Annotated in this window: 22 protein-coding genes; 12 read left to right on the top strand and 10 right to left on the bottom strand. The window is 71.8% G+C overall.

Annotated features, from left to right (window positions below; all coding sequences use genetic code 11):
- Positions 1-16: 16 nt before the first annotated feature.
- Complete coding sequence (locus ACZ4W9_RS35645) at positions 17-490, bottom strand: GNAT family N-acetyltransferase (protein ID WP_467942779.1); 474 nt, start codon at positions 488-490, stop codon at positions 17-19.
- 70 nt (positions 491-560) lie between these two features.
- On the bottom strand, positions 561-1,190 hold the full coding sequence (locus ACZ4W9_RS35650; protein ID WP_467942781.1) for a TetR/AcrR family transcriptional regulator: 630 nt from the start codon (positions 1,188-1,190) through the stop codon (positions 561-563).
- Between the two features lie 117 nt (positions 1,191-1,307).
- Here ACZ4W9_RS35650 and ACZ4W9_RS35655 point away from each other — a divergent pair, with 117 nt between their 5' ends.
- The gene (locus ACZ4W9_RS35655) at positions 1,308-2,129 is read left to right on the top strand and encodes an SDR family NAD(P)-dependent oxidoreductase (protein WP_467942784.1); all 822 of its coding nucleotides are present in this window, start codon (positions 1,308-1,310) and stop codon (positions 2,127-2,129) included.
- Positions 2,130-2,356: 227 nt separating this feature from the next.
- Positions 2,357-3,124: a dienelactone hydrolase family protein gene (locus tag ACZ4W9_RS35660; protein ID WP_467942786.1), complete on the top strand. Its 768-nt coding sequence runs from the start codon at positions 2,357-2,359 to the stop codon at positions 3,122-3,124.
- Positions 3,125-3,171: 47 nt separating this feature from the next.
- Here the strand turns inward: ACZ4W9_RS35660 and ACZ4W9_RS35665 are convergent, their stop codons facing one another.
- The 4 genes from ACZ4W9_RS35665 to ACZ4W9_RS35680 form a co-directional block, all read right to left on the bottom strand.
- On the bottom strand, positions 3,172-4,404 hold the full coding sequence (locus ACZ4W9_RS35665) for a PP2C family protein-serine/threonine phosphatase (RefSeq protein ID WP_467942830.1): 1,233 nt from the start codon (positions 4,402-4,404) through the stop codon (positions 3,172-3,174).
- Positions 4,405-4,661: 257 nt separating this feature from the next.
- Entirely contained in the window at positions 4,662-6,122 is a 1,461-nt protein-coding gene (locus tag ACZ4W9_RS35670; RefSeq protein WP_467942788.1) for an aminotransferase class I/II-fold pyridoxal phosphate-dependent enzyme, read from the bottom strand.
- A 322-nt stretch (positions 6,123-6,444) separates the two neighbouring features.
- Positions 6,445-7,632, bottom strand: coding sequence for a PP2C family protein-serine/threonine phosphatase (locus tag ACZ4W9_RS35675; protein ID WP_467942832.1), 1,188 nt, complete (start codon positions 7,630-7,632; stop codon positions 6,445-6,447).
- A gap of 284 nt (positions 7,633-7,916) precedes the next feature.
- Positions 7,917-8,396, bottom strand: coding sequence for an ATP-binding protein (locus ACZ4W9_RS35680; protein WP_467942793.1), 480 nt, complete (start codon positions 8,394-8,396; stop codon positions 7,917-7,919).
- Between the two features lie 138 nt (positions 8,397-8,534).
- Between ACZ4W9_RS35680 and ACZ4W9_RS35685 the strand changes: the two genes are divergently transcribed.
- Positions 8,535-9,137, top strand: coding sequence for an STAS domain-containing protein (locus ACZ4W9_RS35685; RefSeq protein ID WP_467942797.1), 603 nt, complete (start codon positions 8,535-8,537; stop codon positions 9,135-9,137).
- Here ACZ4W9_RS35685 and ACZ4W9_RS35690 read toward each other — a convergent pair.
- Positions 9,055-9,663: a VanZ family protein gene (locus tag ACZ4W9_RS35690; protein WP_467942799.1), complete on the bottom strand. Its 609-nt coding sequence runs from the start codon at positions 9,661-9,663 to the stop codon at positions 9,055-9,057. The two genes, ACZ4W9_RS35685 and ACZ4W9_RS35690, sit on opposite strands and share 83 nt — an antisense overlap.
- A 207-nt stretch (positions 9,664-9,870) precedes the next feature.
- On the bottom strand, positions 9,871-10,521 hold the full coding sequence (locus ACZ4W9_RS35695; RefSeq protein ID WP_467942801.1) for a DUF4230 domain-containing protein: 651 nt from the start codon (positions 10,519-10,521) through the stop codon (positions 9,871-9,873).
- 125 nt (positions 10,522-10,646) lie between these two features.
- Between ACZ4W9_RS35695 and ACZ4W9_RS35700 the strand changes: the two genes are divergently transcribed.
- Positions 10,647-11,084 carry a VOC family protein gene (locus ACZ4W9_RS35700; RefSeq protein WP_467942803.1) on the top strand — a complete coding sequence of 146 codons (438 nt, stop codon included), beginning with the start codon at positions 10,647-10,649 and terminating at the stop codon, positions 11,082-11,084.
- A gap of 375 nt (positions 11,085-11,459) precedes the next feature.
- Here ACZ4W9_RS35700 and ACZ4W9_RS35705 read toward each other — a convergent pair whose 3' ends face one another.
- Positions 11,460-11,633 (bottom strand): CsbD family protein, encoded by a 174-nt coding sequence (locus ACZ4W9_RS35705; RefSeq protein ID WP_467942805.1) that lies wholly within the window; start codon positions 11,631-11,633, stop codon positions 11,460-11,462.
- 245 nt (positions 11,634-11,878) lie between these two features.
- On the opposite strand from ACZ4W9_RS35705, the gene ACZ4W9_RS35710 reads away from it, so the two are divergent.
- Positions 11,879-12,049, top strand: a complete 171-nt coding sequence (locus ACZ4W9_RS35710) for a DUF5670 family protein (RefSeq protein ID WP_268691654.1) — start codon at positions 11,879-11,881, stop codon at positions 12,047-12,049.
- Between the two features lie 274 nt (positions 12,050-12,323).
- Here ACZ4W9_RS35710 and ACZ4W9_RS35715 read toward each other — a convergent pair whose 3' ends face one another.
- Positions 12,324-12,863 carry a phenolic acid decarboxylase gene (locus ACZ4W9_RS35715; RefSeq protein WP_467942808.1) on the bottom strand — a complete coding sequence of 180 codons (540 nt, stop codon included), beginning with the start codon at positions 12,861-12,863 and terminating at the stop codon, positions 12,324-12,326.
- A 149-nt stretch (positions 12,864-13,012) separates the two neighbouring features.
- On the opposite strand from ACZ4W9_RS35715, the gene ACZ4W9_RS35720 reads away from it, so the two are divergent.
- From ACZ4W9_RS35720 to ACZ4W9_RS35750, 7 genes are all read left to right on the top strand, one after another.
- Positions 13,013-13,558 (top strand): MarR family winged helix-turn-helix transcriptional regulator, encoded by a 546-nt coding sequence (locus ACZ4W9_RS35720; RefSeq protein ID WP_467942810.1) that lies wholly within the window; start codon positions 13,013-13,015, stop codon positions 13,556-13,558.
- Between the two features lie 251 nt (positions 13,559-13,809).
- The gene (locus tag ACZ4W9_RS35725; protein ID WP_467942813.1) at positions 13,810-13,989 is read left to right on the top strand and encodes a lasso RiPP family leader peptide-containing protein; all 180 of its coding nucleotides are present in this window, start codon (positions 13,810-13,812) and stop codon (positions 13,987-13,989) included.
- Positions 13,990-14,013: 24 nt separating this feature from the next.
- Positions 14,014-15,849 carry an asparagine synthase-related protein gene (locus ACZ4W9_RS35730; RefSeq protein ID WP_467942815.1) on the top strand — a complete coding sequence of 612 codons (1,836 nt, stop codon included), beginning with the start codon at positions 14,014-14,016 and terminating at the stop codon, positions 15,847-15,849.
- Between the two features lie 9 nt (positions 15,850-15,858).
- Positions 15,859-16,164, top strand: a complete 306-nt coding sequence (locus ACZ4W9_RS35735) for a lasso peptide biosynthesis PqqD family chaperone (RefSeq protein ID WP_467942817.1) — start codon at positions 15,859-15,861, stop codon at positions 16,162-16,164.
- A complete protein-coding gene (locus ACZ4W9_RS35740; RefSeq protein WP_467942819.1) occupies positions 16,161-16,592 on the top strand; it encodes a lasso peptide biosynthesis B2 protein in 432 nt (143 codons plus the stop codon). The genes ACZ4W9_RS35735 and ACZ4W9_RS35740 overlap by 4 nt, the downstream gene beginning before the upstream one ends.
- A 206-nt stretch (positions 16,593-16,798) precedes the next feature.
- The gene (locus ACZ4W9_RS35745; protein WP_467942821.1) at positions 16,799-17,326 is read left to right on the top strand and encodes a DUF488 domain-containing protein; all 528 of its coding nucleotides are present in this window, start codon (positions 16,799-16,801) and stop codon (positions 17,324-17,326) included.
- Between the two features lie 213 nt (positions 17,327-17,539).
- Entirely contained in the window at positions 17,540-18,055 is a 516-nt protein-coding gene (locus tag ACZ4W9_RS35750; RefSeq protein WP_467942823.1) for a lytic polysaccharide monooxygenase auxiliary activity family 9 protein, read from the top strand.
- Positions 18,056-18,283 lie beyond the last annotated feature (228 nt).

Consider the following 18,283-nt stretch of genomic DNA (forward strand, 5'->3'; position numbering starts at 1 on the left):
TGTCGGTGACGGCTTGTCAGGGCTTCGGGACACGGAGCGGCAGGTCCCGGCGGAAGACGGCCATGGTCCGGCCGGGGCCGTTGTAGTCGGCGACGATCTCCGTGTCGAAGCCAAGGCTGCGATGGAAGGCGATCGAGCCGGTGTTCCCGGTCGAGGTGATCGCCTTCAGCCGCCGTGCGCCATGACGTTCCGCCGCCTCGGCGAACGCCGCGTACAGACGACGCCCGAGCCCCGTGCCGCGGGCGTCGTCCCGCGTGGCGATCAGGTGCGCGTACCCGGTTCCGTCGGGGGTGACGAACCCGAAGACGTACCCACGGATGCCGTCCTCGGCCCGGGCGACCAGGCAGGTCGAGCCGAACTCCTGCACCATTGCCAGAAGGTGCAGCGCCCGCAGGTCGCGTTCTCCCCAGTAACGGGGGTGATCGGTCAGGACTTGGTGGAAGTCGGCCACCCCGGCCGGCGCGATGCGTATGCCCATGACGACGATCATGGCAGGCGCCGCGGCGGCCGACAGCCCATACAACGGCGGGACAACACCTGCCGCGCGCACGGCGCTGCGGTCACTCGGGCGGCGTCGATCCGCTCCGGGTGCGGGGGCCGAATGCTCTGAGGGTGGCGTCGACGAGTGAGTCGGCGTACGCGGCGGTCAGCGGACCGCCGCGGTGCAGCCACCGCTGGAAGAGGGGGGCGTAGAGCGCTTCGAGGGCCAGGTCGAGGTCGGCGTCGGCATCGAGCTGGCCGGCCTCCTGAGCGCTGCGCAGGCGCGCCTTCTTCGCCTCGTCCAGCGGCTGGGCCACCTTCTCCCGGTACTCGGCCGCCAGCGCGTCATCCCTGGCGATCTCGGTGTGGAGGGCCCGTATCAGCCTGTCGAAAGCCGGATCGGCGAACTCCTCGACCGTGGCACGCAGGACGAGCTTGAGATCGGCCTCCAGGTCGCCCGTGTCCGGCAGCACGACCGGCTGCCCGTCCGCGCCCTCGCTCAGCGCCAGAAGGGCGGCGAAGACGACCGCGCTCTTCGATGGCCACCGCCGATAGATCGTCTGCTTGCCGACGCCGGCCCGGGCGGCGATGGCTTCGATGGTGACCTTGTCGTACGCCTCCTCCGCGACCAGGGCGCGGGCGGCCGCGAGGATCGCCTGCCGGGATCGTTCCTTGCGCCGGGAGTGGTCCGGCCCCTTTTCGCTGGACATGCGGTCACCCTACTCCAGAAAGTAAACGAGACGGTCCGTATTGCTTAGTCGGCATCCCTGCCCTAGGCTCACCAGCGAAACGGCACGGGCCGTCTCGTTTACCGAGAGTGAGGCATCATGGTGGAAGCAAGGGTCTGGCTCATCACCGGCGCGTCCCGCGGCCTGGGCAGGGCTTTCACCGAGGCCGCCCTGGCTGCCGGCGACCGCGTGGTCGCCGCTGCCCGCGACGTCGGGCCACTGGAGGAACTGACCGGCACGTACCCCGGCCGCCTGGTCCCGCTCGCGCTGGACGTCTCCGACCGCCGGGCCGTGTTCGACGGGGTGGAGCAGGCGGCTGCCGCGTTCGGCAGGCTGGACGTCGTCGTGAACAACGCCGGCGGAATGCTCTACGGCATGGTGGAGGAGGCCGCCGAAGAGCAGATCCGGGCGCATTTCGACGTCAACTTCTTCGGCGCCGTGTGGGTGACGCAGGCGGTCCTTCCCCACTTGCGCGCCCAGGGCGGGGGGCGGCTCCTCCAGATCACCTCGATGGGCAGCGGCGGCGGCATGGCCACCGTCGGCTTCTACGGCGCGGGCAAGGCCGCGCTGGACTCGGTCAGCGAGGCACTGGCGATGGAGGTCGAGGACTTCGGCATCAAGGTCACCGTCGTGCAGATGGGCGGCTACGACACCGGCCTGTTCACCACCGGCACCACGGCCACCGAGCCCCAGGCGCGGTACCAGCCCCTGCGCACGCGGATGGAGGCGTTGTGGGGCGACGCCGTCGCCCCGGAGCCGGGCACCGCCGCTCCGGTCGTCATGGAGTTGTCCGCACTGCCGGACCCGCCCCGACGGCTGATCGTCGGCAGCCGGTCCTTCGATCACGTTCTGGAGATGAACCGGGCCCGGACGGATCTGTACCGGTCCTGGGAGCGCCTCAGCCGTATCGCCCCGGGCTGACCGGCTCCGGGCACCGCTCGTGGTCGAGGCGGTGCCGGCCGGGGGGCCTTCGCGGAAACCCGTTGGCGGACCACGGCGAGCATTGCTAACCTCCGGGGGCCGTGCGAGAGAACGAGGAGGTGGTACCCGTGAACGCAGTATCGACATGGGTGCTCCCCTCCGGGGTCACGGTCGGGCGATAGGTCGTCCGGGAGCGCCGTTCCAGCGCCCTCCCGAAAGGCACGACCGTGCACTTCACTTCCGAACAGCGCCTCGACGACGGCGTCCTCGAGCGCGACTTCACCCTCGGCGAGATCCCCGGCACCCTGTGGACGCCCGCGTGCGCGTCCGCGTCCGCGCCGGCGCCGCTGGTCCTGCTCGGCCACCCCGGCGGACTGCGCGCGATGTACCCCCGGCTGGTGGCCCGGGCCCGGCACTCCGCGGCGGACGGCTTCGCCGCGGCCACCATCGAGCTGCCCGGAAGCGGCGACCGGCCCCGTTGGGCCGCCGCCGAGCAGGCCCGCGCCGACCTGCGCCGGGCACTGGGGGCCGGCGAGCCGGTCGACGACGAGATCGTGGACCGGCTCGTCCTCCCGCTGGTCGGCAAGGCGGTACCGGAATGGCAGGCCGCCCTGGACGCCCTTCTGTCGCTGCCCGAGATCGGCGGCCCGGTCGGCTACTCGGGGGGAGTGATCTCCATCGGGATCCGGCTGGCGGTGGTCGAGTCCCGCGTCTCGGCCGCCGTCCTGTTCGCCGGGAGTTTCGTGCCCCGCACCATGTTCGAGGAGGCCCGGCAGGTCACCCTTCCGCTGCACGTCCTGCTGCAGTGGGACGACGAAGGCAACGACCGGCAGGCGGCCCTGGACCTGTTCGACGCCTTCGGCAGCCAGGAGAAGACCCTGCACGCCACCATGGGAGGACACACCGGCGTCCCGCGGTTCGCGGGGGACGCCGCGGCCCGGTTCCTCGCCCGGCATCTGAAGCAAGACCGCCAGGCGGGCGGTAGGGCGCTGTGAGCCCGGTCGATGCGGAAGGTGCCGCGACGCGCGCGTCGGCGAAGCGTCTACGAGCCGAGGCCGACCGGTCGGCCGGGGCCGGGGGTGTTGGAGCCACCGTGGGTGTAGCGCTGTCCGGTACGGCTGCCGTGCCAGTCCAGGACCATCGTGGTGGCGTCGTCGGGCAGGGATCCGCCGCAGGCGTCGTGCACCGCCGAGGTCAGGGCCCGGACCACTTCACGGGGGTGTGCCTCGCGGGTGGCCCGGAGGAGCGTGGGGAAGTCCACCGCGGCGGCGGCACGTTCGCGCATGCCGTCGGTGATCAGGATCAGGCGGTCGCCGGGCTCCAGACGAAGCCGTTGCACCTGATAGGTGACCGGGGCCGGCACCCCGAACGGCATGTTCACCTTGATGGTCAGCTCTTCCACGCCCGTGCCGCGCAGTCGCAGCGGCCAGGGGTGGCCTGCGTTGACCAGCTCGCAGGCACCGGTTTCGAGCTGGACGCGCAGCAGCTGCCCGGTGGTCATGCCGTGGCCGTGCCTGGCGATCGCCTGGTGGGCGGCGTACGCCTGGTCGAGGACGCCGCCCCCGTCCCGGCGGGCTCTGCGCAGGGCGTTCACGGTCAGCGTGGCCAGCAGCGCGGAGGCCGTGTCGTGGCCCATGGCGTCGGTGATCGAGAGGTAGAGGGCGTCCTGGTCGAGGGCGTAGTCGTAGGTGTCGCCGCCGATGTCGTCGGCCGGGACCAGACCGCCGGCCAGGGTGAACTGCGCGGCCTCGCAGCAGGACGCGGAGGGCAGCAGCTGGTGCTGGATCTCCGCGGCCAGACTCATCGTCGTCGTGCGCCGTCCCCAGTGGTAGAGGTCGGTGAAGCGGCGGTCGGTCACCACGATGTACGCGAGCGCGTGCGCGGCCTGCGTCACCGCGTCCCGCACCGCCTCGTCCGCCTCGGGTACGACCAGCTCCAGGACGCCGATGCAGTCGCCGCGGTTGGTCACCGGGGCCACCAGCCGGCAGCCGCCCTCCTCGTCCGGCTCCTGGTGCAGCCGCTGGGAACACAGCACCCGGTCGTAGACGCTTCCCGTCAGCCCGCGTCTCTCCGTCTCACCACGTGTCTGCGCGGCCGTACCGGCTCTGGGCAGCCGGACGACTTCCTGCCCGACCACGTCCACGAGCCAGAAGGACACCTCGCTCGCCGAGAAGCGCTTTTCCAGGTTCCGCGCCACCACGTCGACCGACTCCACCGGCGCGGCGTCCTCCGCCGCCCGCAGCACCTCGTCCAGGCCCAAGCCCTCACCGCCCACCACAGGCACCTCCCAGTCCACCACCCCGCATTCCCGGAGAGCCCGTCCGGGATGCCCACCCCCGCGAAGGAGCCCGCGCCGGCCCGCCGTCGACCGGGTGCGGCCGCCGTCGCGGCGCTCACGGGGAGGTGTCGGACCGGCTGTCGTGCGGGCTGGTCAGCGATGAGGTTGTGTGCGCGCAAGGGAACAGCGGTGAGTCGTACGGGAGTTGAGGGCCTGACCGTTCCCCCTCGGAGTCACTCGTCCGCGAACCGCGCCTATCGCGCCGTCACCCGCAGTGTTTCGGCACCGGGGTCGGCGGCGTCGGGGATGAGCATGCCGGCGGCCACACCGCTGGTGAGGTAGTCGACGACTTCCCGGGTGATCACCTCGCCCGGGGCTACGACGGGAACGCCGGGCGGGTAGGGGCTGATCGTCTCCGCCGCGACGCGTCCCACGGCCTGCCGGGCCGGGACGTGCTCGGCGCTCGCGAAGAAGGCGTCGCGCGGGAGCATGGCCTGTTCCAGTTGCAGCGCGCGGGGCTCGGGCAGGCGGACCGGCGGCCGGTTCTCGATGGTGTCGGCGTGCTCGACGAGGCGGTGCAGGGAGTCGATGAGGAGGTTCTCGGTCCGGTCGTCGTCGGCGTGGGTGACCTGGGCGTTGATCCGGCACGTGTCGGAGGAGCCGATGTCGACGTGGCAGTGTGCGCGCAGCCATTCGGCGGCCTGCATGCCGCTGATGCCGAGTTCCCGTACGTCGATGGTGATCTTCAGCAGGTCCAGCTCGGCCGTCAGCCCCTGGTCCACGACCTCCGGTCCCATCAGGCGCAGACCGGGCATGCCGGTGACGGCCTTTCGGATGCGGGCCGTGCGGTGCAGCGCCGCGTCCAGCAGGTCGTGTCCGTGCTGGACCATGTGGCGGCGCCATCCGTCGAGGGTGGCGTACACCAACGAGGAGGAGCTGGTGGTGCCGAGCAGGTCCTCGCGCTGTTTCAGTACCTCGGGTGAGACCCGGTCGCCCTGGAGGTGGAAGACGGAACTCTGCTCGATGGCTCCGCCCATCTTGTGGACGCTGGTGACGACGAGGTCCGCGTCGGCGTTCATGCCCCAGGCCGGCAGGTCGGGGTGGAAGGGCAGATGGGCTCCCCACGCCTCGTCGACGATCAGGGGGATGCCGTGGTCGTGGCAGACGCCGGCGGTACCGCGGATGTCGGCGCACGAGCCCCAGTCCGTCGGGGTGATCAGCAGCATGCCCTTGGCATCGGGGTGCTCCCGCAGGGCCCGGCGCACGTCGTCGGGCTCCGGCGGGTGGGCCAGGTGCCGCTCGGTGTCGAATTTCGGGTGCACCCACACCGGTCGCACGCCGTTGACGATGACACCGGCGATCACGGACTTGTGGGCATTGCGCGAGATGAGGATTTTCTCGCCCGGGCCGGCCACGGCCAGCATGGCCGTCTTGACCGACAGCGAGCTGCCACAGGTGGAGAAGAAAGTCCGTTCGGCACCGACGGCGTCGGCCATCAGCTCTTCCGCCTGGGTGAGCACCCCCTGTGACTCGCGGCGGTCGTCGAGCCCGTTGAGGGACAGCACGTCCGAGGCGAAGACCCCCTCCCCCACGATGTCGAGGACTCGCGGATCGGCTCCCCGACCCTGCTTGTGGCCGGGAGGCCCGTACACCACGTCGCCACGACGCCGGAACTCCTGCAGCGCCTCCAGCACAGGGACACGGGAGTGGTCCATTCTTGCCCTCCTCGTCGGGTGTGTCTTCGGTGATCGCGAGCGCGGCCTGCACCAGGGCGCCGGCCGGCGGGGACCACGCCCGAGTTGCACAGGCGTCGGAGCTGAAACGGCGAGACGGCTCCGGATCGCCGTGCGGCGGCGCGTGCGGGGGCGCTCAGGCCCGCGGCCGACGGGAACGGCCGCGCGGCGCCGGGCGCGGATCGACACCGCCCGAGTGAACCGGCCGCCAGGCCGACCGCTGCCGGGCCGGGCCCGGATCCCCGGGTCTGCGTCCCTCCCGCCGTGGAGGGTTCCTTGCCCCGCTCCCCGCGCGGATGGCGGTTCAGGGGATCAGTTCCCGCTGGTGTCCGCCGCGCCACTCGGTGAGCAGGACGGTGGCGTCGTCGTCGAGCTTGCCGTCGTGGTGTTCCACTACGGCGGCCATCAGCCGGCGCAAGGTCTCGTGCAGGGTGTGCCGGCCGGAGTGGTGCCGCAGGACGAAGTCGACGAACCGGTCCCGGCCGAACTCCCTTCCCCGGGCGTCCCGGGCCTCGACGATGCCGTCGGTGTAGAGCAGCAGGCGGTCTTCGGGCTGGAGTTGTTCGGTCGCCATGGTGACCGGCAGGCCGAGGCCGGCGCCCATGGGGCCGGCCGGGGGGCAGGCCAGTTCGGTGGCCCAGCGGTTACCGCGGATCAGGATCGGCAGGTGGTGGCCGCGGTTGATCCACGTCAGCCGGCCGCTTTCCATGTCCAGGTCGGCCAGGATGCCGGTGACGTAGCGGCCGGTGCTGAACTGTTCGATCAGGGTCTGTTCCACCTGCTCGCTGGTCTCGCTCAGGGAAGCACCCTGGCGGCGGGCGTTGCGGCACGCGGCCACGGCGACGTTGGCGGTGATGCCGGCGGTGGTGTCGTGGCCCATGGCGTCGAAGACACCCAGGTGGAGGGTGCTGCCGGCCACGGCGTAGTCGAAGACGTCTCCGCCGACCTGATAGGCGGGTTCCATCACCGCGCCCACGGTGACGTCGTGTCCGGCGTAGGCGGGCGGCGGGGTGAGGTTCCACTGCATCTCCGCGGCCACGTTCATCGGCTCGGTGCGCACGAGACGCGCGTAGGAGTCGCTGAAGGAGCGCTTGCTGAGCAGCAGCAGGGCCGTCATGGACGCCAGGTCGCGCAGGGCCTGCCGGATGGGTTCGTCGTCGGTACGGGTGTCGGCCCGCAGCACGCCCAGGCGTTCGACGCCGTCGGTGACGGCCACCCACCACCTCCGGCCGCCCGGACGGTCGCCCGGCCCGGCCCGTTCGGATTCGGAGAGCAGTTCCACACGCTGATACGCCTGACCGGGCAGACTGCCCGAGACGGTGAACTCCTCTCCCCCCTCGCCGGCGGCCGTCCCCTGGCCGGTGAGCCGGCGCAGGACCGTCTCACGGACGTCCACCACGAAGACCGCCACGTCGTGCATTCCCGCCGCGGTGGCGTGCTCGGCGATCATCCCCGGCAGCCGTTCGAGCGTGGCGGTGTGGCTGGCCTGCATCAACCGCACCAGCGACACCGCGCTGCTCTCAGTCACGGTCCGCCCCCTCACCGGGCATGCGCACGGACGATCACCGGCCCCGCAGCATGATGCGCCACTTCCGACACTCCTTCTGGCCGCTCAGGTGGGTAACCCGTCTCCAGGCACTGCACGTGTACCCGCCACCCGCACAGCACAGACGCCCGACGTTCCCGCGACGGACCGGGAGGTCGGCGGAGGAGGGGCCACACGGTGTGACCGAGGGGCCCGTGCGACGGTCCCGGCGCTTTCGGCTTCCCGCACGTCTACCAGGGATGGCGTCCGGCGAGCGACCCCCCGGGGTCGTCGAGCAGGGCGACGCGGACGGTGACGCGTTTGCCGACGGGCTCCCGCTGCACCTCGAAGCCCTGGGCGACGGCCATGACGATCTCCAGCCCGTGCTGTCCCACCCGCCCCGCGTCCGTGGCCCGGGCGACCGGCAGGACCGGATCGGAGTCCCACACCACCACCTCCACCGCGTCGCCCACGATCCGCAGATCCAGCAGGACCGGGCCGGGCGCGTACTTGCGGGCGTTGGTGACCAGCTCGCTGACCACCAGCCGGGTCAGCTCCAGCGCACGCTGCGAGACCGGCAGACCGTGGTCCCTCTGCACGCGGGTCAGGAAGTCCGCGGCCACGTGCCGGGCCCGGGCGATGACGGAGCCGTCACCGTCCAGGGCCAGAGTGGCCTGCAAGGCCCGTTCGTCCGGCGCGGTACCGTCCTCGCCCACCGGCACTGGATCCATCGCAGCCGCCTTCATCACCCCGTTCACCCCCCGCGCATACCCCCGCCCGCACGAGACACGCCCCGTCCCCGACGCCGGCTCTCCGGGCACGGGGGCGTCGTCGGCACCGCACGGGCTGCGGTGCGGGCCAAGGTCTTCGTGTGCCGGTATCCCCCGCATGGCCGATCCACGAGGTGCGCAGACGGCGCCGGCGGGGCAGGCACCGCCGCCGGCGGGCTGCCCGCCGTAACCACCGCCACCGGGGGCATCCGCGTCATCACGCTGACCGGCGAGATCGACCGTCACACCGGCGACACGCTCCGCCACACCCTGGGCACCGCCCGCACCGGCCGGTCCCGCTCCGTGATCGACATGCGGCAGGTCACCTTCAACTTCATGGACTCCACCGGCATCGACATCCTCATCGCCGCCCACCAGGCCGCCGCCGGGGCCGGCGGCCGGCTCCGCCTGGCCGCACCGGCCGCACCCGTTCCGCGCACCCTCCGGATCGTCGGTGTCGACGAGGTCATCGCCTGCCGCCCCGCCCTGCGCGACGCACTCGGCCCCGGACACCACGGCCCTGCCCCTCGCCTCGCGGCTCATGGACAGCCGCCGTTCCCCACCGCCGGAACCGGCCCGCTTCCTCCCCGAGCGCGTCGGCCTCGCCCTGCCGCCCGCGTCACGCGTTCTTTCGGCGGTCGTGCACCCGCCCGAGCCTGCGGCCCAGCAACAGGTAGCCGGCCATCGCGCCGGACGTGTTGAGGATGACGTCGTCCACGTCGAAGACCCGGCCCGTGACCAGGGCGCCCTGGGCCGTCTCCACCAGCAGCATCACGATCGCGGTCAGCAGCAGCACCCGCCAGAACCCCCGGGCTCCCGGGGCGAGCACCGGCAGCAGGACCCCGAACGGCACGCCCAGCAGGATGTTGCCGCCGACCTGCTTGACGGCGTCCCGCAGCTCGGGCTGGTCCAGATAGGCCTTGAGGGAGCGACCGGGGTGCAGGTTGCTGTGCGTCAGGGAGACGGAGGCCGGGGACGGCTCCAGGGTGATCTTGGCCAGCACCGCGGCGAAGGCCACCATGAAGACGAAGGCGCAGAGCATCGCCAGTATCCGCACCGGCAGCGGGAGCACATGCCGACGGCGAGCGGGTCCGGGCTTCGTCTGCTCCTCGGGCCCGGCCGCGCGGACGTCGCCCGTCCTGCCCGTCCCCGTGCTCCGGGAAGGGCCGCCGCTCCAGCGCGCCCGCGCCCTCGCGAGGAGACCGCCGCTCCCGGCCGCCTGCGTCACCGGGTTCCTCTCGGCGTCCTCGCGGGACCGTGCCTCTGTCCCGTTCCGGCCGTGGAGGCCGAACCGGGCAAGGCGACTCGTTCGGGACGCGCGGCCGGGAGAGGCTGCGCGTGAGGACAAGGCGATGCGGGCCATTCGGTCCTCCAGTCGTCAACGACCTTGAGTGGTGAGGCGGTTGTCCGTCGAACCGGCGGAGCGCCGGAGGTGTCAGTACCCGTAGGAGACGTGCACATCCTTGAATCCGAGGGAGTGCAGCAGACCCTCCAGCATGTCCGTGGTGTTGGTCTCGGCCCGTGCGATCAGACCGCTGCCTTCGGCCGCCCCGCGGATGTGGGACACGGCGAGCTTCTGTACGGCGTGTTCGCTGTTGGGGTTGTCCGAGAACAGGTCGCCCAGACGGTCGAGCAGTCCGCGCTGCTTGGAGACGGCGTAGGAGTGTTCCGCGTCCAGGGCGGCCCCGCCCAGTCGCGCGTGCGGCAGCCGCAGCGTGGCCGACGTACGTTCCTTGTTCACCGTCACGTCCTTGTCGCCCAGCTTGCCGAGGTCCACGTACGCGTCCACCGTGCCGGCGCCGACGTACAGGGTGCGGGTACCGCGCAGGGCGTCCGGGAGGAACTTGGTGTCCTTCTCCAAGTCGACGACGACCTGGAAGTTGCCCGAGGCCGCCTCGTAACGGCTCATGTCCTTGATGGACTTGAGGAGAGCGGGGCCCGAGCGGTCGTGCGTCTCCGTGCCGAACAGGCCCTTGATGCCCGGGAGCACGGCCAGTGCGATCCCGGCGAACAGCAGCGCGAGTACCAGCACCAAGGCGGTCACCGCCTTCGCCCAGCCGGGCATGTGCCTACGGGAAGCCGTCATCCGGCGGTCCTCCTTCCTGCCATCCGGATGCCCCTCAAACCTCGTGCCAGACACGGGAGACGGAGGAACCGACGCGAGGTGGTCCGAAGGCTCCGATGAACACGCGGCTCGGTACCATGCGCCGCATGGCCATCAAACTCGAGAACGTCGGCATCGCCGTTCGTGATCTCGAAGCAGCGATCTCCTTCTTCACCGGCCTCGGCCTCACGGTGGTCGGCCGGGACACGGTCAGTGGTGAGTGGACCGACACCGCCGTCGGCCTTGACGGCAATCACGCCCGCATCGCGATGCTCCAGACGCCGGACGGCCACGGGCGCCTCGAGCTCTTCGAGTACATCCATCCCGAAGCGATCGAGTCGACGCCCACTCGTCCCCACGAGATCGGCATGCACCGCGTCGCCTTCTCGGTCGACGACATCGACGCGGCGCTCGCGACAGCCGCGACCCACGGATGCCACCCGCTGCGCGGCGTGGCGACCTATGAGGACGTCTACAAGCTCACGTATCTCCGCGGTCCCAGCGGCATCCTCGTGATGCTCGCCCAGGAACTGAAGAAGGACTGACGGTTCGTCCGTGACAGCGGTCGGGGCCTGGCGCCGTTCGTGTCCCCCTGCCGCTGCCACCCCCGGCAAGAACACCGCGGGGGGGGGGGGGGGGGGGGGGGGGGGGGCGTCGGGGGGGGGGGGGGGGGGGGGGGGGGGGGGGGGGGGGGGGGGGGTGTTGGGGGGGGGGGGGGGGGGGGGGGGGGGGGGGGGGGGGGGGGGGGGGAGGGCCCACCCCCCCCCCCACCCCCCACCCCCCCCCCCCCCCACCCCCCTCCCCCCCCCCTCCCCCCCCCCCCCCCCCCCCCCCCCCCCCCCCCCACACCCACCCCCCCCCCCCCCCCCCCCCCCCCCCCCCCCCCCCCCCCCCCCAGTGCCGGATGTGCCGTAAGCCGGTCAGCGGGGACCGGTTTCCTTCAGCGACTCCTTGGTCTCGCGGGACTTGCCGAGGGCCTCGGCCGCGCGGCCCTTGGCGATCAGCTTGGCGTTGCCGGTGGCTCGTCCGGCCGCTTGGGCGGCCTTGCCGACGGCCTGCTCGGCCTTGGCCCGCGCCTTTTCGCTGGCGGTCATACTGCCAACCCTCCTCCGTCTCGGTAGGTGGTCCTGGCTGGCGCATGACCCGGCACGGCGCAGGCAAACCCTCGATCGCGGGCACGCACCGAATGATCGACAAGGTGTCACTGTGATGCGTCGGACGGCCGGGAACGGGAACCGGGCGGTGGGTGCGGATTCCCCTCAACCCGTGAAAGTAACTCGCATTTTGTGTGCATGTAGGGGCGACCTAAGGGCATCCGGTGGCCAGGAGGTTGATAGCAATGGTTCCCCTGCTTCTGGTTCTTCTGCTCGCTCTGATCCTCTTCGGCGCGGGCTTCGCGTTGAAGGCTCTGTGGTGGATCGCGGTGATCGTACTGGTCCTGTGGCTCCTGGGCTTCGTCGTCCGGTCCGCGGACGGTACGGGCCGCAAGGGGCGCTGGTACCGCTGGTAGGCGCCCGCACTCCGCATGAGGAGCACGGGTCATAGCGAAGATCGGGGCCCGGCCGGTGACGGCCGGGCCCCGCTTCGTGCGCGAGGGCGTGCCCTGCCCGGCGGCCGGGACTCATCGGGCGTATCGGGCGTGCCCCAGGGTACGTGTGTGGTGCACCGGCCCCGCAGAAGCAGCAGTGGAACCCTGCGCCTCCTGGCTCAGCGGGGCCGGTGCTTGCCGTGCGGTCGGACCGGGGGGATATCAAGGCCTCCAGACCGCACCGGAGTCGCCGCCGTCAGTTGGTTCGGTCGGCGAACCCCTCGGGCAGCTCGTTCGGGCCGACCGCGACGACGGTCTCGTCATCCTCGCCGACGTGCTCGAACAGGGTGATGCGGGCGAACTCCGGGACCACGTAGATCGGGTAGGTGGGGCCGGCGTCCCGGTAGGCGCGCATCTCGTCGAGATGGTCGTTCTGGTAGAGCACCGTCCTGCTTCCGTCCTGCTCGATCCACTGCGGGAAGAAGATGGTGCCGTGCAGGACGCGCCGGCGGGGGAGCACGTTGACGACGACGCAGGTACCGGTCGGTTCGGTCCAGGAGACCTTGTAGAGGTCGTCGGCGAGCCGCACCAGGTCGACTTCCTGGTCCTTGACCCAGCGGCCGCCGACCATGCCGCTGTGTATGCGGTAGTCGATGGTCGTGGCGTTCTTCACGTACATCTCGTACTGCCAGCCGTTGGCGTAGGTGTAGATGAACCGGTGTCCGGTGATCTCGGCCAGGTCCTGCGGCGGTACGGGGTTCTCGACGGTGGTCGGGGCCTCGTGAGCGATGGTCATGAGTGTTGCTCCTTGCTGTGGTGCCAGAGGCGGACGCGCCGGTGCGCCGTTCGTCGGCCCGGGCCGGCCCTTCCGTACCCCTCCTCACCGCAAGTTTGCCACAAAATATGTTTGCTACAAAACTTTATGGTCTGGTTCACAATGGAGGCATGCCAGGCACACACAGCACACGAAGCGCGACGGACCGGAGCGGCGGGGACGGGCCGCGGGAGGTGACGGACGCGGCGAGGGCGGCCGCGGGGTTGAGCGGACTGCTGGGCCCCCTGCGACGCGCCGTGCTGCGCGCCACCCGGAACGCCGAGGGGCTCCCCGATCTGCCGGAAGCGCAGATCGAGCTGCTGCGGACCCTGTCCACGTCTCCCGAGGGACTCTCCCCCGGCTCGGTGGCCGCCCGGCTGCGGATGGCTCCCTCCACGGTGAGCAACCTCGTCCGCGCCATGTCCGCCGCGCGGCTGGTGGAGCGTGTCCGGCCGGCGCACGACCAGCGCAGCGTGGTCCTCACCGCTTCCCGGGAGGCGCTCGAACTGCTGGACCGCTACGACCGGGCTAGTACCGCGGCACTCACCCGGGTCGTCGACGAGCTGCCGGCCGCCGACCGGCTCTCGCTCGCTCAGGCCCTGCCCGCGATGGACCGTCTCGTCACCGCCCTGGAGACCGCGAACGACACCGCGGCCGGCACGGCGCCCAGGCCCTGACCCGGCCTCGACGGCTTGGACGAGCCGGTGCGGTGCCTCCTCCGGCGGGGAGGAGGCGAACGGGGTGAGCCGGCTGTGCGCGGGCGCACCGCTGGATTGCCTACTGGCCTCCAGTGCCCCCTCCACGGGTGGTTTGAGTAATGCCTGACGGTGCTGACGGCAATACATCGACTGCGCAGGCATCTCCGTGCAGTGCCTGCGCAGGCATCTCCGTGTGTTGCAAACAGGCCGCTCACCGTGGGGAGATCTCCATGAACGACAGCGAACGCAACCTTCCGCATCTCGGGACCGTGCCCGCGGGACACGCCGAGGACGCCGGGACGGCGGTCTACATCCCCCCGACCTTCATCGAGCTGGGTGACTTCGCCGAGCTGACCATGGGGACGGGGTCGATCGCCGTGGAGCCGTTGGCCTTCGGATTCAACGGCTGAGCCGCTGTGGCGCATGCCCAGGGCATGCCCCCCGCGGAAGCGAGCTGGTTCGTCGCGCTCCCCGACTGCCCGGCGGGCGAACGGATCGCGGCGGACCTGCGCGCCCGCGCCTGCGAAGAAGTGGCCCACCCGTCGGGGCGGGCCTGGCTGATCGGTGCCTGGCGGGCGGATGAACTGCGCGTCCTCGACACAGGGCACGCGCGGGTCGTGGTCCTCGGGGTCTTCCAGGACGCCGGCATCCGTACCGCGTCGGCGAGGCCCGCCGAGCTGTTGCGCGCCGTCCTGCCCGGCTCGTTCCACGTCGCCGTCAGCCAGGGCGACGGGCGCACGTCCCTGCGGGGCGGAGCGCACGGCGTACGGCAGGTGTTCACCGTGTCCCTCGGCGGGGTCACGGTGGCCGGGGACCGTGCGGACGTCCTCGCCCGCCTCACCGGGGCACGCGTCGAGCCCGCCGCCCTCGCCGCCCGGCTGCTCCTGCCCAGCCTGCCGCAGGCCCTGGCGGACACGACGGTCTGGCGGGGCGTGCACGCCGTTCCGCCCGGCCACCTCCTGACGCTCACACCGGACGGCCGAGCCGTGGAAGAGCGATGGTGGACTCCCCCGGCGGAGGAACTCTCCCTGCGCGAAGGGGCCGAGCTCCTGCGCACCGAACTCCGGCGGTCCGTCGAGGCGCGCGCGGCGCTCGGACCACTCACCGCGGACCTCTCCGGCGGGCTGGACTCCACCAGCCTCTCCCTCCTCGCCCATCGCACGGGCGCACGGCTCACCACCGTGTCCGTCACCGGGATCGGCGACGAGGACATGCGCTGGGCAGCGCGCGTCCGCTCCCTGATGCCGGATGCCACGCACCTCGCACTCGACGCGTCCGGCGATCTCGCCCCGTGTTACGCGGAACTGTCCGATGCCTGGGCACCGCCCGACGAGCCCTTCCCCGAAGCGCGCACCCAGGCCCGGCTGCGCGAAGTCGCACGGCGTCTGGCCGGCCGGGGCGCGTGCGCGCACTTGGCGGGCCTTGGCGGCGACGAACTCCTCGCGCCCGGCCACGGGTACCTCCACGACCTCGTCCGCCGTGAACCGACGCTCGCGATGCGGCACTTGAGCGCGTACCGGGCACACCACCGCTGGCACCCGCGGCAGGCACTCGGGCTGATCACCGGAGGACCCGGGCGGTACGCCCACTGGCTGGCCCGTCAACGGCAGGCCCTCCGCGCGCAGATCGACTATGCCGGGCCGCCCACCTCTTGGGGCTATCCGCTCAGGCTGCCTCCGTGGGCCACCGACAGGGCCGCCGAGCTGGTGTGCGGGCTGATCGAGGACAGGCTGCCCCGGGTCGGACCGCAGGCGGACGGCCGCGGGCGGCATCTCGCCGTGGAACGGGTACGGGCGGGAGCCCGCAACAGCCGCCTGTACGGACGGGTCTTCGAGGCGGAGGGTGTCCGCTGCCACGTCCCGTTCCTCGACGACACCGTCGTCGACGCCTGCCTGCGCGTCCGGTCCGGTGAACGCTTCTCGCCCTGGGAGTACAAGCCCCTGCTCAAGGAGGCGATGACCGGCGTCCTGCCACCGGAGCTGCTTACGCGCCGGACAAAGGACGAGACGTCGCGGGACGCGCACGCCGGACTGCGCCGCCACCGCCGCCAACTGCTGGAGCTGTGTGAGGGCTCGGCCCTCGGGGCGCTCGGCCTGATCGACGCGGGAACGCTGCGCGCAACCCTGTCCGGGCCGCTCCCGCCGCGGCTCCCCGTCGCGGCCGTCACCCTCACGCTCGGCGGTGAGGTGTGGTTGCGCGCCCTGGCCGGCAGGCCGGCGACCGGTGAGGGTGTGGAGAGCGGCACCCGGCGAAGGGAGATCGATGGCTGAAGGGGACCGATGGCTGACGACGGACGTGACGGCACGAGCGACAAGGGCAACAGGAGGGACAGCATGCGTCTCGCTCTATCCGTGTCGGCGCTGGACACCGACGACGGCACGGTCCTGCTCCACGAACGGGACGGGAAGTTCTATCAGCTCAACGCCACCGGCTCGGAAGTGCTCTCGCGTCTCCTGGCCGGTGAACGGTTGCCGGACGTGGTGAGCGAACTCGCGGAGCGTACGGGCGCGGCCCGGGAGAGGGTGCACCGGGACGTAGCCGGACTGATCGGCCGACTGCACGACGCGGGACTGGTGACGTCGTGACCGCCACCGACCAGGCGCTCGCCCGCCTGCCGCTCCCCCGCCGTCGGCTGCGCCTTCCGGCGTACGCCGCGGTGTGCCTCGCCGCGCCGATGGCCCGCTGCTCGCCCGCCGGGATCCTGCGGATTCTGCGCTTCCTCGGGCGCGGGGCTCGTGCCGCGGACCACGCCTCGGTACGCGCCTACCGGGCCGCCGTTGTCGCCGTCAGCCCTTCCTGCCGCGGACAGCGGGGCTGTCTGCGCCGTTCGCTGGCGGTCATGCTGCTGGCCCGGCTGCACGGGCAGCGGCCCGACTGGTGCGTCGGGGTGCGCACGAGCCCCTTCGCCGCCCACGCCTGGGTCGAGGCCGAGGGCCGCCCGGTCGGCGAGGAGGGGGCGGACGGCACCGCGAGCACGTACCGAACCCTCCTCAGCAGCCGGTCCGCCGAGTGACCCGGGCCAAGCCCAAGCGTGGCCGTGTCCGCCTGGGCCCGGCGCCACCCCGTGCGATCCCGCCGAAGACGTCGCCGGCAGGGCGGCTCCGGCCGTCCGCACCCCGCCAAGTGGCCCAGCCGCTGCCCGTGCCGATCGGCGCCGCGCCGGTCGATGGGGTACGTGTGTCAGATGCAGAGGAGCGCTGACGAAGGTGTGCGGCCCGGATGACCAACCGCATCTGTACCGTCGGACATTCGACGCGCGACTTCGACGAGGTGGTGGGGATGCTGCGGGCCCATGACATCACCTGCCTGGTCGACGTCCGCTCGTTCCCGTCGTCCCGGAAGTACCCGCAGTGGAACCGGGCCGCGATCGAGGAGTCCCTGCCGTCCGGCATCGGATACCGCTGGATCCGCCGCCTCGGTGGCCGTCGGCACACCCCCAAGGGCGTGCCGAGCGAGAACGGCGCGTGGCGGGTCAAGGCCTTTCGCGACTACGCCGACTACATGGCCGGCGAGGAGTTCGCGGCGGGTCTGGAGGAACTCCTGCGACTGGCCGAGCGGGAACGGCCGGTGATCATGTGCAGCGAGGCGGTGCCCTGGCGCTGTCACCGCCGGCTCATCACCGACGCCCTCATCGTCGCCGGCGCGGAGGTGGTGCACATCATGTCCCCCACGACGTCGAAACCGGCCGTGCTGAACGAGCACGCGCAGGTCCGCGACGGGCACCTGGTGTATCCGCCGCCCCGGTGACGACGCGCTCGGGGCGGGCGCTTCCGCGTGGCTCCCAGTGGGAGGCGGTCGGGCACAACAGTCGTACCCAAGTACTGGTTTGGTCTAGACCAAGCAGGGTACGCTTCCGTCACTGCACATGGTCGCCCTCACGACCGTGTGATCTCTGCTTGACATGCTCATGCCCGCTATGCCTTCGGGTCGGCGGGCACGAACCCCCACACAGGAGTGGTCATGAAGAGCAAGAAGATGCTGGCCGTCGCGATCGGCGCGGGGATCGCCCCGATCCTGGCCGTGAGCCTGCCCGCCGGCAGCGCCAGCGCGCACGGCTACATATCCTCGCCGCCCAGCCGGCAGGCCCAGTGCGCGGCCGGCGTGGTCTCCTGCGGTTCCATCAAGTACGAGCCGCAGAGCGTGGAGGGCCCCAAGGGCCTGATGAGCTGCAGCGGAGGGAACGCCGCCTTCGCCGAGCTCGACAACGACAGCAAGGGCTGGAAGGTCACCCCGGTCAGCCGGACGACCAGCTTCAACTGGCGGCTGACGGCACGCCACGCCACCAGCACCTGGCAGTACTACGCGGGTGGCCGGAAGATCGCGGAGTTCAACGACGGTGGCGCCCGGCCGGGCGAGACCGTCACCCACCAGGTGAACTTCGGCAGTCTGACCGGTAAGCAGAAGGTACTGGCCGTGTGGAACATCGCCGACACGTCCAACGCCTTCTACGCCTGCGTGGACGTGAACGTGAGCTGACCCGGGCCGCACCACCCGGCCCTGCCGGGACGGCGCACGGGTCCTGTCGGGGCCGGCCGGCGTCCCGGTTCCCGGAGCGGGCGGCGATCCGCTCGCTCCGGGAACCGGACACCTCCTCCTCTACCGGTCGTGGGGGGGGGGGAAAAGAGGAGAAGAAAAGAGACAAAGGGAGAGGACGAGGGGGGGGGGGGAGAAGGGGACAGGAGGCCAGAACTGGCCTCACCCTCC

This window comes from Streptomyces sp. NPDC029296, assembly GCF_055569255.1.